General features: G+C 35.8%; 15 protein-coding genes. 9 read left to right on the top strand and 6 right to left on the bottom strand.

What is annotated here, in order from left to right; translation table 11 throughout:
* The 5 genes from ACIQ0D_RS07100 to ACIQ0D_RS07080 all read left to right on the top strand — a co-directional run.
* A partial coding sequence (locus ACIQ0D_RS07100) for a glycosyltransferase (protein WP_395804120.1) occupies window positions 1-973 on the top strand: 973 nt, incomplete at its 5' end.
* 69 nt (window positions 974-1,042) lie between these two features.
* The gene (locus tag ACIQ0D_RS07095; protein ID WP_395804118.1) at window positions 1,043-2,287 is read left to right on the top strand and encodes a SpoIIE family protein phosphatase; all 1,245 of its coding nucleotides are present in this window, start codon (window positions 1,043-1,045) and stop codon (window positions 2,285-2,287) included.
* Between the two features lie 16 nt (window positions 2,288-2,303).
* Window positions 2,304-2,903: a ribonuclease HII gene (locus tag ACIQ0D_RS07090; RefSeq protein WP_395804116.1), complete on the top strand. Its 600-nt coding sequence runs from the start codon at window positions 2,304-2,306 to the stop codon at window positions 2,901-2,903.
* Between the two features lie 77 nt (window positions 2,904-2,980).
* Window positions 2,981-4,057: a glycine cleavage system aminomethyltransferase GcvT gene (gcvT, locus tag ACIQ0D_RS07085; protein WP_395804114.1), complete on the top strand. Its 1,077-nt coding sequence runs from the start codon at window positions 2,981-2,983 to the stop codon at window positions 4,055-4,057.
* A 15-nt stretch (window positions 4,058-4,072) separates the two neighbouring features.
* Entirely contained in the window at window positions 4,073-4,786 is a 714-nt protein-coding gene (locus tag ACIQ0D_RS07080; RefSeq protein WP_395804112.1) for a 2-phosphosulfolactate phosphatase, read from the top strand.
* Between the two features lie 2 nt (window positions 4,787-4,788).
* Here the strand turns inward: ACIQ0D_RS07080 and ACIQ0D_RS07075 are convergent, their stop codons facing one another.
* The 4 genes from ACIQ0D_RS07075 to ACIQ0D_RS07060 all read right to left on the bottom strand — a co-directional run bounded on the left by ACIQ0D_RS07075 (window position 4,789) and on the right by ACIQ0D_RS07060 (window position 8,373).
* On the bottom strand, window positions 4,789-5,115 hold the full coding sequence (locus ACIQ0D_RS07075; RefSeq protein WP_395804110.1) for a nucleotide pyrophosphohydrolase: 327 nt from the start codon (window positions 5,113-5,115) through the stop codon (window positions 4,789-4,791).
* Window positions 5,116-5,125: 10 nt separating this feature from the next.
* Window positions 5,126-5,578, bottom strand: coding sequence for a D-aminoacyl-tRNA deacylase (gene dtd, locus ACIQ0D_RS07070; RefSeq protein WP_395804108.1), 453 nt, complete (start codon window positions 5,576-5,578; stop codon window positions 5,126-5,128).
* Window positions 5,575-6,495: a ribosome small subunit-dependent GTPase A gene (gene rsgA / locus ACIQ0D_RS07065; RefSeq protein ID WP_395804106.1), complete on the bottom strand. Its 921-nt coding sequence runs from the start codon at window positions 6,493-6,495 to the stop codon at window positions 5,575-5,577. The genes dtd and rsgA overlap by 4 nt, the downstream gene beginning before the upstream one ends.
* A gap of 867 nt (window positions 6,496-7,362) precedes the next feature.
* Window positions 7,363-8,373 carry a LacI family DNA-binding transcriptional regulator gene (locus ACIQ0D_RS07060; protein ID WP_395804104.1) on the bottom strand — a complete coding sequence of 337 codons (1,011 nt, stop codon included), beginning with the start codon at window positions 8,371-8,373 and terminating at the stop codon, window positions 7,363-7,365.
* Between the two features lie 150 nt (window positions 8,374-8,523).
* Here ACIQ0D_RS07060 and ACIQ0D_RS07055 point away from each other — a divergent pair, with 150 nt between their 5' ends.
* From ACIQ0D_RS07055 to ACIQ0D_RS07040, 4 genes are read left to right on the top strand one after another with little or no spacing between them, the layout of a single operon-like run.
* Window positions 8,524-9,996, top strand: coding sequence for an acyl-CoA synthetase (locus tag ACIQ0D_RS07055; protein WP_395804102.1), 1,473 nt, complete (start codon window positions 8,524-8,526; stop codon window positions 9,994-9,996).
* 16 nt (window positions 9,997-10,012) lie between these two features.
* Entirely contained in the window at window positions 10,013-10,399 is a 387-nt protein-coding gene (gene madL / locus ACIQ0D_RS07050) for a malonate transporter subunit MadL (RefSeq protein ID WP_395804100.1), read from the top strand.
* A gap of 13 nt (window positions 10,400-10,412) precedes the next feature.
* Window positions 10,413-11,156: a malonate transporter subunit MadM gene (madM, locus tag ACIQ0D_RS07045; RefSeq protein WP_395804099.1), complete on the top strand. Its 744-nt coding sequence runs from the start codon at window positions 10,413-10,415 to the stop codon at window positions 11,154-11,156.
* A gap of 4 nt (window positions 11,157-11,160) precedes the next feature.
* Window positions 11,161-11,871, top strand: coding sequence for a GDSL-type esterase/lipase family protein (locus tag ACIQ0D_RS07040; RefSeq protein WP_395804097.1), 711 nt, complete (start codon window positions 11,161-11,163; stop codon window positions 11,869-11,871).
* A gap of 30 nt (window positions 11,872-11,901) precedes the next feature.
* Here ACIQ0D_RS07040 and ACIQ0D_RS07035 read toward each other — a convergent pair whose 3' ends face one another.
* Together ACIQ0D_RS07035 and ACIQ0D_RS07030 are read right to left on the bottom strand one after the other, a co-directional pair.
* Window positions 11,902-12,471 carry a DNRLRE domain-containing protein gene (locus ACIQ0D_RS07035; RefSeq protein ID WP_395804095.1) on the bottom strand — a complete coding sequence of 190 codons (570 nt, stop codon included), beginning with the start codon at window positions 12,469-12,471 and terminating at the stop codon, window positions 11,902-11,904.
* Between the two features lie 124 nt (window positions 12,472-12,595).
* Window positions 12,596-14,378: T9SS type A sorting domain-containing protein (locus ACIQ0D_RS07030; RefSeq protein ID WP_395804093.1), on the bottom strand; the 1,783-nt coding region annotated here is incomplete at its 5' end.

Below are 14,378 nucleotides of genomic sequence, written 5' to 3'. Positions count from 1 at the left end.
GGAAGAAAATATCAAAAAAACGATTGAGGATGTGTTGGCGCAGGACTACCCTTCGCATTTATTGCAATTAATTATTGTAGATGATCATTCAACGGATCGTACTTCCGAAATTGTAAGATCTTTTGCTACTCAAGGGGTAAAATTGATTGTTCTGAATGAAAGGGAAGCCCTGAATTCCTATAAGAAAAGAGCCATTTCAGAAGCAATTAAGCAGTCGGATGCTGAGTTAATTGTGACTACGGACGCTGACTGTAGGATGGGTCCAAAATGGTTAAAAACTATTGTATCGTGCTTTGAATCAGGTAATTATAAACTTGTTTCTTCTCCAGTAATCTTTTTCGAAGAGAAAAATTTATTCGAAGAATTACAGAGCCTTGAATTTTTATTCTTGATTAGTTTGGGAGCTTCGGGAATAGGGAATGGCATGCCAACAACCTGCAATGGAGCAAATTTGGCTTATCGGAGGGATGTTTTTTTAGGTTTGAATGGCTTTCAAGGAATTGATAATTTAGCCTCGGGTGATGATGAGCTTTTCATGCATAAAGTTGCCGTAGCCTATCCCGAGGGTATTGCGTTTTGTAAATCACGGGATGCGATTGTCTATACGCATGCTAAGCCAAATCTTAGCGAATTTATTCAGCAGCGTAAGCGTTGGGCTTCAAAGAGTACGAGCTATAAAAATAAATGGCTTGTAGCTTTGGGCATTGTGGTTTGGCTTTTTAATCTGAGTATCTTGTTAAACGCTATTGCCGGATTTATTAACCCTATTTTTTGGGTGTTCGCTGCAACGAGTTTTGTTTTTAAAGCAATTGTGGAGCTTTTATTTATGATTCCAGTTTGCCAATTTGAGGGAAGACCCAAATTATTGCGATATCAGCCATTTTTATCTCTAATTCACATTTTTTATCTCATTTTTATTGGTGTTGCAGGTAATTCTGGAAAATATATGTGGAAAGGTAGAATGGTGAGGTAATTATTTCTAAATTATTATTTTATGTATTTTTGTAATAATTAAAGGCATTCATTCTTTTAAAGCATAACATTGTCGGACAAATCACAGCCATTTAAAGATGACGAAAGTGAGTTGATTCAACTTCTCCTGAAGCGACAGGCAGAATTGAACTCTTTACTTGAAATTACGCAAGCTATTAATAAAAATAGTGCTTCCTCGGTGTTATTTGAGATCCTTGTTCTTATTTTGAATGAGCATTTAAAAATTGGTAAAATCCGACTTTTAATCCGTGAGGGCGAACATTTTTATTGTGCGACACGCTTTGGTGGTGAATTTGAAAATGCCAAAGTTTTACAAAAAACCTGTCAGGCGCTAAGCAACATCAAAGAAATTAGCTCGCTCAAATCACATATAGATTCGCTTTTAAATACCTACGACTATTTTGTTCCTGTTTTTCATCAAGATGAGTTCCTTGCCTTTGTTTTAATTGGCGATTTGGATGAGGATCAGAGGCTGATTGCAAACGATTTGAATTTTATTCAAACCCTAATCAATATGATTATGGTGGCTTTAGAGAATAAAAAACTATTCAAGGAGCGTGTAGAAAGGGAAAGGATGCAACGAGATATGGAGCTTGCCGTAGAGGTACAGGGTATGTTGATACCTAGGAGCCTGCCCAAAACTGGTGCTGTTGAAGTGGGTGCCACCTATCTCCCAAATGAAAATATTGGCGGCGATTATTTCGATTTCATAAAAACTGGCACCAATGAATTTTTATGGTGTATTGCCGATGCATCAGGAAAGGGAGTTTCGGCAGCTTTATTAATGGCTAATTTACAGGCCAGTTTAAGAGCTTGGGCTTCGGTTGAAAATGATCTGGTGAAAATTATTGAGCGATTGAACGAAATTGTAGTTTCTAACACCAATGGAGATCGATTTATCACTTTATTTTTAGGTCTCTACAACGAAAAAACCAGAGAGTTGAACTATGTCAATGCTGGGCATAATCCTCCAATTTTATTGCGTAACGATGAAATTAAATTTTTAAAAGAGGGTACAACCATCATCGGGGCCTTTGATACGCTGCCTTCAATCAGTGTAGGAAAAGAGATTTTAAGTCCCGGAAGCATTATTTTTAACTATACTGACGGATTAGTTGAAAGTCCAAATGAGGAGGTGTATATCTCTGATAATGAATTATTTACGCACCTTGAAAAGAATAAGGATCTTCCTGTAGATAGCCTGAATGAAAATATTTTAAGAGATATTCAAACAGCAAATAATGCAGCGATGAACTCGGATGATATCACTATTTTAACTATTCGGGTGCTTTAGATTTATTTAATAAATTATGCTTTTACCCTTTTTGCAAGATGAATTTATGGAGGCGGGTTGTGATGAAGCGGGTAGGGGCTGTTTAGCGGGTCCGGTTTTTGCGGCGGCGGTGATTCTTCCAATAAAATTCAAACATGACCTTTTGAACGATTCTAAACAGCTCAAGGAATCTGATCGTTTTTTTTTAAGGCAAGTAATTGAGCAAGAAGCGCTGGCTTTTGGAGTAGCTATGGTCGACCATCAAGAAATCGACAAGATTAATATTTTAAATGCATCCATAAAGGCTATGCACCTGGCTATCAATAAATTAAGTCTGCGTCCGGGTTTTATAATTATCGATGGAAATCGCTTTAAACCGTATCAAGACATCCCACATCAATGCGTAGTGAAAGGTGATGGGAAATATTTTTCTATTGCTGCGGCATCCATTTTGGCAAAAACTTATCGTGATGACTTTATGCTCAATATTGCATCCGAATACCCCAAATACGATTGGGAGAGGAATAAAGGGTATCCCACCATTAAACATCGGAATGCGGTTATTGAATTTGGAATGACGCCCTATCACCGTAAAAGTTTTAGAGTGAGCAATCCACAATTGAGCCTTTCAATTTAAATGAAAAGAAGCAAAAATTGAGCCTTCCTTTTAATCGTTTTTAACTACTTTTGCGGCAACCAATAAAAAATTTCAAAATGAAGAATGTTGCTTTAAATGATACTCACGTTGCGCTAGGTGCTAAAATGGTTCCTTTTGCAGGATTTAATATGCCTGTTCAGTATAGTGGGATAAACATTGAACATGAAACTGTACGCAAGGCAGTAGGCGTTTTTGATGTGAGTCACATGGGTGAGTTTATTCTGAAAGGTGAAGGTGCAATCGATTTGATTCAGCGCGTTACTTCAAATGATGCGTCAAAGCTTTTTGATGGCAAAATTCAATATTCTTGCTTGCCAAATGAGAATGGCGGAATTGTAGATGATTTATTGGTTTATCGAATTGATGAAAAAACCTATATGTTGGTGGTAAATGCGTCCAATATTGATAAAGATTGGGATTGGATTTCAAAATATAATACTGGCGGAGTAGAGATGATTAATATTTCTGATCGTACGTCTTTACTCGCTGTTCAGGGACCAAAAGCTGCCGAGGCACTTCAAAGTTTAACCGAAGTAGATTTATCCTCCATGGAATATTATACCTTTAAAAAAGGTGTTTTTGCGGGTGTAGAGAATGTTTTAATCTCAGCAACAGGTTATACGGGTGCTGGAGGTTTTGAATTATATTTTGATGAAGAGCATTCGGAGCATATTTGGGATGAGGTTTTTAAAGCGGGAGCTGATTTTGGGATTAAGCCTATCGGATTGGCAGCTCGTGATACTTTGCGCTTAGAAATGGGTTTCTGCCTTTATGGAAATGATATTGATGATACTACTTCTCCACTTGAAGCAGGTTTAGGATGGATTACCAAGTTTAGCAAGAACTTTGTGAATTCTGAAAATTTAGCTGCACAAAAAGAAAGCGGTGTTTCTCGTAAACTCGTTGGTTTTGAGATGATTGAGCGAGGTATTCCACGTCATGACTATGAAGTTTTTGATGCATCTGGAAATGTTATTGGAAAAGTAACTTCTGGTACGCAATCGCCTACGCTTCAAAAAGCTATCGGAATAGCTTATGTGAAAACAGAATTTTCAAAGGAAGGTAGCGAAATTTTTATCGGAATTCGTGAAAATAAGATCTTAGCTAAGGTGGTAAAATTCCCATTCAAATAATTGATTATCAATAGAATGGAAAAACGTAACCTCGAAGTCTGCCTCACACCAGCACTATTACATTTACACGATATTTCGAATAGCATTGTAGTGGTTATTGATATTTTTAGAGCCACTTCTTCCATTTGTTATGGAATTGAAAATGGCGCTACTTCAATTATTCCTGTTGCAAGTATTGAAGCTTGTGAATCCTATCGTGAATCTGATTTTTTATTGGCCGCAGAGCGAAATGGGGAGGTTGTTAATGGGTTTGACTTTGGTAATTCGCCTTTTTCATATACAGAGGAGAAGGTGAATGGGAAGACAATTGTTTTAACCACCACTAATGGGACGCATGCCATCAATATGTCGCGCAATGCGAGTAAGATTGTAATAGGCTCTTTTTTGAATATTGCTGCTTTGTGCAATTGGCTTAAAAGTCAGTCGAATGACGTTTTATTGCTTTGCTCAGGCTGGAAAGATAAAGTCAATTTGGAGGATACACTTTTTGCGGGTGGGGTAGTTCATTACCTAAAGGATGAAGATTATATTTTGGATGATGCGGGCATTGCTTCTGCAGATTTATACGATTTGGCTAAAGACGATTTGGGTCTTTACCTTAAAAAGACCTCACATAGCGAGCGCTTAAAAAAGCTCGGAATTGAAGAGGATATTGCTTTTTGCCTGAATTTGAATATCACCAATAGTATTCCGGTATTGGAAGGTGAGCGTTTGGTGAAGATGCAATAAACCTATTTCAATTTCTCATTATTCTTATGCCTATCGGCATCACGAATATTTTTCTTTTCTAGGTTTTTTTGGAGGGCTTCCGTAAGGTTTATGCCGGTTTGGTTAGCCAAGCAAATTAATACAAAGAGCACGTCGGCAAGTTCATCGCCAAGATCATGGCCTTCATCTGATTTTTTGAAGGATTGCTCACCGTAAGTTCTTGCCATGATTCGAGCCACTTCACCAACCTCTTCCATGAGGATAGCGGTATTGGTTAACTCATTAAAATAACGAACACCGGTAGTGTTAATCCACTGATCTACAGTTTTTTGTGCTTCTTCTAATGTCATGGCAATTGTTTTATTCTTTGGCTTTGGTGTCGATGGTAATGGTTACGGGACCGTCATTCAAAAGATTGATTTTCATATCGGCACCAAAAATTCCACATTCTATTTTCTTTCCAGTTAGTTTTGCTAACTCCAATATCATTTTCTCATAAAGAGGGATAGCGAAATCAGGTTTTGCGGATCGTGTAAAACCCGGTCGGTTGCCTTTTTTTGTCGCGGCAAAAAGCGTAAACTGACTGATTAACAGTATATTGCCATCAATATCTTCTAAAGATTTATTCATTAAACCATTCTCATCTGAGAAAATACGCATATTGGCAATTTTTTGGGCGAGCCAAGTAAGATCCTCATCGGTATCGCTATCTTCAATACCCAATAAAACCATAAATCCTTGTTTAATTTGTCCTGTAATTTCACCATTTACGGTGCAGGAAGCATGGCTAACTCTTTGTATGACTGCTCTCATCCTCTGGTATTATTATCATTATAGATACTTAGGTAACTATCGTATCGTGAAGATTCAAACTCACCATTTTCTAGTGCCTGTAAAACAGCGCATCCAGGTTCATTAATGTGCCTGCAATTATGGAAACGGCAATTAGTCATTAATTTTCTAATTTCTGGGAATAATCTACCTAGTTCTTGTTTTTCGATGTCGAAAACACCTAATTCACGTATTCCGGGGGTATCAATTAAGTATCCGCCAAAGGGCAAATTAAACATTTCGGCGAAGGTGGTGGTATGTTTTCCTTTATCGCTCCAGTCGGATATTTCGCCTGTTTTTAGTTCTTGACCGGGTAAAAGCGCATTAATTAATGTTGATTTTCCAACCCCTGAATGACCACTTACTAGAGTTACTTTATCCTTTAGTAAATCTATAATTTGATCTAGGTTAGTCTGCTGAATTGCCGAAACACTATAGCAAGGATAGCCTGCTTGTTCATAAATGGATTGGTATTCTTCTAATATTTCTAGTCCCTCTTCGCTAAATAAATCTAATTTATTAAAGATGAGTTTGGCGGGAATGTCGTAGGCTTCGGCGGTCACTAAAAATCTGTCGATAAAGCCTAAGGAAGTCCGCGGCGAAGCTAAAGTTACAATCAAAAAGGCCTGATCTAAATTAGCTGCAATAATTTGTGCTTGCTTAGAAAGGTTTATTGATTTACGGATGATGTAATTTTTTCGGGGGTGAAGGAGGGTAATTAATCCTGTTTCTTGGTCGGGTTCGAGCTCAATATCAACATGATCGCCTACTGCAATAGGGTTGGTAGTCTTGATATCCAGCGTTCTGAACTTGCCTTTGATGCGGCAGTTGATGGTCTTATCCTCATCGGTTAAAACACCATACCAGCTTCCGGTTGATTTGATTACTAATCCCTTCATTTATAATGCAAAGATAAGGTGTATTTTAAAAATTCAAGGAGGATATTTATTTAAGAAAATTTATTATTGCATTTAGTTAAGTGGAGATGATTTATGGAGTTATGTATCTGCCTAAAATAATCTGCGTAAATCTTCTTAAATCTGCAAAAAAATTAGAAGATTTAGCTGGTACGGTGACAACACCGACCAGAGGCGCGATGTGCTAATTTAAAAATTGACAAGGTCTGTTGGTAGGGACAGGTCGCGACCTGTCCCTACCAACAATAAAATCATTGTTTTTTTCTTAATGAACCTTAATTTCTTATTGTTTTTTAATTAATTATTATTTAGAAAATTCTGCGTCTCTGCCTCTTTGCGAGAATTTAATTTGTGTGTCTCAAAGAGACGCAAAGGCGCAAAGAAATGGGTTAATAAAAGCGAAAAAGCGGTATTTAGGTTGGCTGCTAAGGTGATAACACCTAGCAGAGGAGCGATGTGCTAAATTTAGAATTTACAAGGTCTGTTCGTAGGGACAGGTCGCGACCTGTCCTCTTTTGTTAAATTATATGCGCTTTCACCAAGAAAATTCTGCGCCTTTGCGAGAATTTAATTTGTGTGTCTCGAAGAGACGCAAAGGCGCAAATAAATGGGTTAATAAAACTGCGAAAGCGGCAGTTAGGGTGGCTGTTAAGGTGACAACACCTAGCAGAAGAGCGATGGGGATAGTCCCTGAAATCTACATTACCTGAATGAGAGTATTGGAAAGAACAATTTATAATATACTAAAAAAATATCGCAATTCAAAATTTATCGCTACAAATCGCTACAATAATTCCACGCTAATAAAGTAGGTATTGAGTGTTAAAATGAGGTTTAAAAGGTATTTTTTTATTTTGAGCTATCTCTTACAATTAAGGAACTTTTTATGATGACTTTATTAGTTAAATCATCTGTATGTTTTTTCTCAATTAATTTTATTAGAATGGAAGCCGCTTCTCGACCTATTTCAAAGGCGGGTTGTGATATAGTAGTAAGAGAAGGTTGCAGTAATGATGCCGTATTTAAATTAGAGTAACTTAGAACTTTAAGATCTTCAGGTATTTTAATATTTAATTCACGACAGATATGATATGTTGCTATGGCGAGTTTTTCCACGGAAGCAAAGATTGCGTCTGGACGATCTTCAGATTCCAATTGTTTACGAATGATGGCTAAATTTTCATCGTTATTATCTGAGCATTCGATAATATTTTTTGGTTCAAATTTTTCAGTAGTTTTTTCAAGTGCATTTATATAGCCATTAATGCGTTTTTTCATTATTGATAGATGCTTTGATGTGGCTAGAAAAACGATTTTTTTGCATTTTGCATCAATTAAATGTTGAGTAGCATGATAGCTACTTTCGTAATTGTCGGTTGTTACAGTAGGAAAGTCGAGATTTTCATCCACCCTATCAAAAAACACGAGTGGGATATTATTATCTCTAAATTCGGCCAAGTGAGCATGGTTACTGATTTCACTACAAATTGACATTAAAACTCCATCTACACGACCATTATTCAAGTGTTTTATAGTTGAAATTTCATTAATTAAATTTTCGTGTGTTAAATACGTCAAAATATCATATGCTTTTTCTTGGGCGATACTTTGAATACCATCAATAGCAAGAGAGAAAAAATTATTGCAGATTTCAGGGATAACCACAGCAATGGTTTTACTGTTTTTTCTTCTCAGGCTACTCGCAAAGGGATTTGGCTGATAGTTTAATTTCTCAGCGAGCTCCTTCACTTTCTTTTTCGTTTCAAAACCTATTTCATAGCTATCGCCTAGCGCTTTTGAAACGGTAGAAATGGATAGATTTAGCTCTTCTGCTAATGTTTTTAGGTTTGTCTTTTTCATGGTCTTAATTACTAAGATAAACCTTTTTAATGGAATCAAATTAGAATACTTATTTGGTTTAAACGAAATCGTTTTCGCACATTATCATCGAAATTTATTTAAAAAAGTAGAAATTTAGATTAATTTTTAATCTAAATATATCGTTTTTTCATGCTTAAACATATTATTAAAGCAGAGTCTTATAGTAACAAAACAGCAATAATCTTTAATGAGTTAGAATATTCATATAGCAAATTGCTTAGTGTTTCTAGGTATGTTTCAGCTAATTTGCTTGGAGAGCAAAGTGATTTATCGGAAGATAGAGTTGCCTTTATGGTAAACCCTGGTTTTGATTATGTTGCAACGCAATGGGGTATTTGGCAAGCGGGGGGAGTTGCTGTTCCTCTTTGCATCACTCATCCTTTAAATGCACTTGAATATGTTATTAATGACACCGGCGCTAAAATAATTATTGTTGATGCGTGTTACTTGGAGTTATTGCAGGAGTTGGCTAAAGAATTGGATATTAGAATTTTTACCACATCATCGCTACAGATACCATTACTATCAAATTTGCCTGAATTAGATAATTCACGCATGGCAATGATTCTTTACACTAGTGGGACAACTAATTTACCCAAAGGGGTAGTAAGTACATTTGCAAATCTTGAGGCACAAGTGGACACTTTATTGCAAGCTTGGGAATGGCAAGATTCGGATCATACTTTATGTTTACTCCCTTTACATCATGTTCATGGAATAGTTAATGTGGTTTGTTGTTCATTAGCAGCTGGAGCTGTATGTCAGTTTTTGGATAAGTTTTCGCCAGAGGCAATTTTTAAAATATTTAAGCAGCGAGATGTTAATGTTTTTATGGCTGTTCCTACTATTTATTTCAAGTTAATTGCATTTTGGGATACTTTAGATCTCCCAGAAAAGGAATCTATTAGAGAATGTTTAGAAGGTTTTCGACTTATGATTTCTGGTTCGGCAGCTTTGCCAATAACGGTTATGGATCGATGGAAAATTATTTCTGGGCATACTTTATTGGAGCGTTATGGCATGACTGAGATAGGTATGGCCATTAGTAATTCTTATCGTGGTGAGCGCTTAGCTGGATACGTGGGAAAAGCTTTACCGGGTGTAGAGGTTCGATTGGCTTCTGAGGATGATCATGTTGTGATAGGCGAACCTGGGGAAATCCAAATTAAAGGAGCGAATGTATTTCCATATTATTGGCAGCGTCCTGAGGAAACAGCAAAATCATTTACGGAGGATGGGTGGTTTAAAACTGGAGATATTGCCATTCTAGAGAATAATAACTATAAAATTTTGGGCCGAAATTCTACTGATATCATTAAGTCAGGAGGTTATAAAATATCAGCACTAGAAATTGAAGAAGTACTGCGTACTCATCCTGAAATCTCAGATTGCGCAGTGGTAGGTATTGAAGATGAAGAGTGGGGAGAGTTGGTAGGAGCGGCAATAGTAGCAAAATCAGATACAAATACACAAGAAATTAATACTTGGATTAGGGATAGGATGGCTTCCTACAAAACACCTAAACGCTATATCATAGTTTCAGAATTGCCAAGAAATACAATGGGTAAAGTCACTAAAAAAGATGTTAAAATTTTGTTTTAATTAATTTAAATCATACATGAAAATTTACGGTGTAGCATTATTAGCAATTTGTTTTTTGCTGGGGCAGATGCTTGGCGAATTTATAGGCGGCCTTATTAATATAGATGGGAATGTTGGAGGGGTGGGATTTGCCATGATTCTTTTTATTTTCATGCAGGAATGGATGAATAAGAGGAGTTTAGTAGATAAAGAATCAGACAAGGGGGTGTTGTTTTGGAGTTCAATGTATATTCCAGTGGTGGTTGCTATGTCGGCCACGCAGCATGTCAAAGCCGCTTTAACTGGTGGATGGGTAGCGGTTATGGTTGGTGTTTTAGGAACTTTAGTAAGTTTTGCATTAATTCCTTTGATTGCACGTATGGGCAAATCTAAGTCTGATGTGAATGATGATTTAACTGTTTAGCTGTTTGTAAAGGATGGATTTATTCGATAAAGTTGTAGAAAAGAACAGTCTAATTTTTGCATTCTTTTTTGTGGGATGTTTAATTTATATATCGTTCTGGATATCAAAAAAATTAACAAACAATAAAATCCCTGGATCGGCATTAGCCATTACTTTGGGGCTTTTTTTTGCATATTTTGGTGGCAAAAAGGGGGTGGCTGATATTCCTTTATTTTCAGGGATGGCTCTACTTGGTGGTTCAATGTTGAGAGATTTTTCAATTGTAGCAACAGCTATGGGGGTAAGTTTTTCGGAAATTAAGCGTGCTGGTCTAGTCGGAATTTTTTCCTTGTTTATAGGGGTTGTTTTTTCTTTTCTGGTTGGTGGTTCAATAGCTTATGTAATGGGCTATACAGATGCTAAAAGTTTTGCCACCATTGGCGCAGGAGCTTGTACTTTTATTGTAGGCCCAATAACAGGCTCAGCTGTGGGAGCCAGCTCTGAAGTTATCGCAATTAGTATTACAATTGGTGTTATTAAATCAATTTTGGTTACCATTCTTACTCCTGTTATTGCTAACAAAATCGGCTTAGATAATCCCTATACAGCTATGATATATGGCGGTATTATAGGTACCACAAGTGGGGTTGCGGCCGGCTTAGCAGCTACTGATGAAAAGTTAGTACCTTATGGGGCATTAACAGCTACGTTTTACACCGGTTTAGGTTGTTTACTATGTCCTTCAGTTTTATATTTTTTAATAGATTTCTTAATTTAATCGTATGAATTCACGTCAATCTTTAGCAGTAATTGTTATTTCAGCATTAGTTTTATGCCTAACTATTAATTGTTCACCACTTTATAAATATCGCAATAGTACGAGTACTCCAAAATGGGCTACTGAGATTGCTAATTTTGAAAAAGTTAGTAAAGTGCAAAAATATCCAGATGACGCTATTTTATTTACGGGTAGTTCAAGTATAAGAAAATGGACGACCATAGAGGAAGATATGAAGCCTCATTCGGTTATTTCGAGGGGCTTCGGAGGTTCTAAGATTGAAGATTTAGCTTATTATTTCGAGCGAATAGTTTATCCTCACCGTTTTAAAGCTATCGTTATTTTTAGTGGGACAAATAATCTTACAGGAAAAAAGAACGATTCTAAGCCTCAGGATATTTTAAAAATGGCTCAATTTATTAAACGTAAAATCAGGACTAAATATCCAGAAGTGCCAGTATTTTGGATTGCTATTACCGCTACAAATGCGCGCATTAGTGCTTGGGATAAAGTGCAAGAGGCTAACCGCTTAGTAAGAAACATGTGCGAAAGTTCTTCTAACTTTCATTTTATAGAAACTAAAGATTCTTATCTAGGTAAAGATGGTAAGCCGATTAAAGATTTATTTGTAAAAGATCAAATACATCTTAATGAAGAGGGTTACGCAATATGGACCAAAATTATAAGAAAAGAGTTAGACGCTCATTTAAAATAAAAGAGTCTAACTTCCTATTAATAATCTATATTATTGTAGAATTAGGCTAGGTTTGTTCTTGCCTTCTTTTGAACTTAATTCGGCTAATGTGCCGTTACCTTCACTATTAGTTAAAATAAGGCTGAAGACTTTTTCATTACTAATAAGACCTTTGATATAATCAGTAAGGTCAACTTCATACCAAGTTTTTTCGTTCTCAACTTGAATGCTCGCAATTTTAAGGACCGGCTTTGGAGCGATTTTCCAATTGACTTCTGACTCTTTCCAATTATTTTCAATGCTACTGATGTCAATTATTAAGCTATTTGCACTAGATCCTTCAGCAGCTTCCAGGTTATTGACATAAAATTTCAATACTGCTTTAGTAAATGTTTTGGTTTCCTGGCCACTCAAGTCAAATTGCAATAGGGATCTACGACTAACAGTGCTTCCTTTCTTGTTTTTCACGCTAAGTTTAAGTTCTGTTCCATAATTGCGAACGTTGTCACCTTGGTAAATGCTAGCATCAGCTGAGGAAACATAAGTTAAGCTATTTGAATTCTGCGCCATTGAGGCTGAACTGATTAATAAAATCGCTAAGGTTATTTTGATTGTTTTCATGATTTTGATTTTTTGTTTGTAATAAATTATATCATTTAAATTAGTTTGGAATCAAGAAAATTCTAATTGTTTTTCAAACGTTTCCTTAATTAATTGGGTTTCAAGAACCAAATAAACATCTTATCTACTGCTTTAAAATTTTCTGTGCAGTTTCAAGGTTATTTCCCGACAATTTTAACATATATAGTCCCTCGGGCAGAAAACTTAAGTCCAAATCTAGTGAATGTTCAAAAAAGCCATTTGGTGTATGTTTTTGATAAAAAACTTTTCCATTTAAATCCATCACTACAATTTTACTTATTTGTTTTTCCTCATTTAATTCTATTTTGAGTGAATTATTGAAGGGGTTAGGATAAACAAGTACTTGTGAATTATAATAGATCGTTCTGAAAATGCTGCCTTGGCAAGGTTTATCGGAAGTAACTAAAAGTTCATTCCTGCCTTCTTTCAATGCAAATTCGGCTTTATTTGAATTTATCTTGCTTATTTGATTGTTTAAAGTGATGGTATAATTATTAGCTCCACTTAAACTTAGAGAGAGTATATTGGTATTAATGTTAATACTTGAATAGACACTTAGGTCTTGTGGCTCGGTTATTACTAAATTAAAACACTGTTTATAATCAACTTTCCCTTCAATTATGATACAAGCTTCATAATTTCCTGCTTCAAGATTAATTATTTCTTGAATGCTATTGAATGAATATACATCTATTTTGCCCTTATGACTCAAACTTAATTTATAGTTTAAATTCTGTATCGCACTTATTTTTATTTTCCCATCATTGTTCTTTCTACATGTTTCACTAGTAATGGCGATAGTGAAATTGTTTGCTGGCAGACTAAATGGAGGAGGTGTTTCTAGCACATCAATTATATTAATAACAAACATTTTCTCCATGCCTAAACCGCTCTTATCTCTTATTCTTACTCGAATATTATATTCGCGTTGGTTCTCAAAATCAGGTGAAATATTTATTTTCAATGCGTCCCCACTAAGGTTAAAACTGGAGTTATCTCTATCTCCTGCACCAGCAACTAGTTGATAGCTAAATGAATCGTTAACATCTTGATCTATTCCACTGAAAGTCCCAATTAAAGTATTTGCTGGAACATTTTCTGCGATACTATTATTAGATAATGTAATATCGGTAGGTGCTTCATTTAGATCTGTAATTTGTATGCTAAACATTTTTTCGGTGAAAGCGCCTGCAAAATCTGTGGCTCTTAGTCTGACGCTGTAGGTATTTTTACCTTCAAAATTGGGACTATTTTTAATTTTCAATTGATTTTCATTGATGCTAAAATCACTGTTATTAGCATCGCCTTGCCCAGCCACTAGTGTGTAGGTAAAAGTATCGTTTAAGTCTTGGTCAATGGTGCTTAAAGTCCCAATTAAAGTATTGGCTGGAACATTTTCTGCGATACTATTATTAGATAATGTAATATCGGTAGGTGCTTCATTTAGATCTGTAATTTGTATGCTAAACACTTTTTCGGTGAAAGCACCTGCAAAATCTGTGGCTCTTAGTCTGACGCTGTAGGTATTTTTACCTTCAAAATTGGGACTATTTTTAATTTTTAATTGATTTTCATTGATGCTAAAATCGTTGTTATTAGCATCGCCTTGCCCAGCCACTAATGTGTAGGTAAAAGTATCGTTTAAGTCTTGGTCCTTACTGTTTAAGCTGCCAATTAAAGTATTGGCTGGAACATTTTCTGCGATACTATTATTAGATAATGTAATATCTGTAGGTGCTTCATTTAGATCTGTAATTTGTATGCTAAACATTTTTTCGGTGAAAGCACCTGCAAAATCTGTGGCTCTTAGTCTGACGCTGTAGGTATTTTTACCTTCAAAATTGGGACTATTTTTAATTTTCAATTGATTTTCATTGATGCTAAAA

This window comes from Daejeonella sp. (genome assembly GCF_044342615.1).
Classification (GTDB): Bacteria; Bacteroidota; Bacteroidia; order Sphingobacteriales; family Sphingobacteriaceae; genus Daejeonella.
Note: the sequence above shows the minus strand (reverse complement) of the source record. Positions and strands in the feature narration are given on the sequence as shown.

Bases quoted from the DNA above. Each gene is read 5' to 3' on its own strand.
- ACIQ0D_RS07090 (WP_395804116.1), top strand. From the start codon at position 2,304: ATGCTTTTACCCTTTTTGCAAGATGAATTTATGGAGGCGGGTTGTGAT.
- gcvT (WP_395804114.1), top strand. From the start codon at position 2,981: ATGAAGAATGTTGCTTTAAATGATACTCACGTTGCGCTAGGTGCTAAA.
- ACIQ0D_RS07080 (WP_395804112.1), top strand. From the start codon at position 4,073: ATGGAAAAACGTAACCTCGAAGTCTGCCTCACACCAGCACTATTACAT.
- ACIQ0D_RS07075 (WP_395804110.1), bottom strand. From the start codon at position 5,115: ATGACATTAGAAGAAGCACAAAAAACTGTAGATCAGTGGATTAACACT.
- dtd (WP_395804108.1), bottom strand. From the start codon at position 5,578: ATGAGAGCAGTCATACAAAGAGTTAGCCATGCTTCCTGCACCGTAAAT.
- rsgA (WP_395804106.1), bottom strand. From the start codon at position 6,495: ATGAAGGGATTAGTAATCAAATCAACCGGAAGCTGGTATGGTGTTTTA.
- ACIQ0D_RS07060 (WP_395804104.1), bottom strand. From the start codon at position 8,373: ATGAAAAAGACAAACCTAAAAACATTAGCAGAAGAGCTAAATCTATCC.
- ACIQ0D_RS07055 (WP_395804102.1), top strand. From the start codon at position 8,524: ATGCTTAAACATATTATTAAAGCAGAGTCTTATAGTAACAAAACAGCA.
- madL (WP_395804100.1), top strand. From the start codon at position 10,013: ATGAAAATTTACGGTGTAGCATTATTAGCAATTTGTTTTTTGCTGGGG.
- madM (WP_395804099.1), top strand. From the start codon at position 10,413: ATGGATTTATTCGATAAAGTTGTAGAAAAGAACAGTCTAATTTTTGCA.
- ACIQ0D_RS07040 (WP_395804097.1), top strand. From the start codon at position 11,161: ATGAATTCACGTCAATCTTTAGCAGTAATTGTTATTTCAGCATTAGTT.
- ACIQ0D_RS07035 (WP_395804095.1), bottom strand. From the start codon at position 12,471: ATGAAAACAATCAAAATAACCTTAGCGATTTTATTAATCAGTTCAGCC.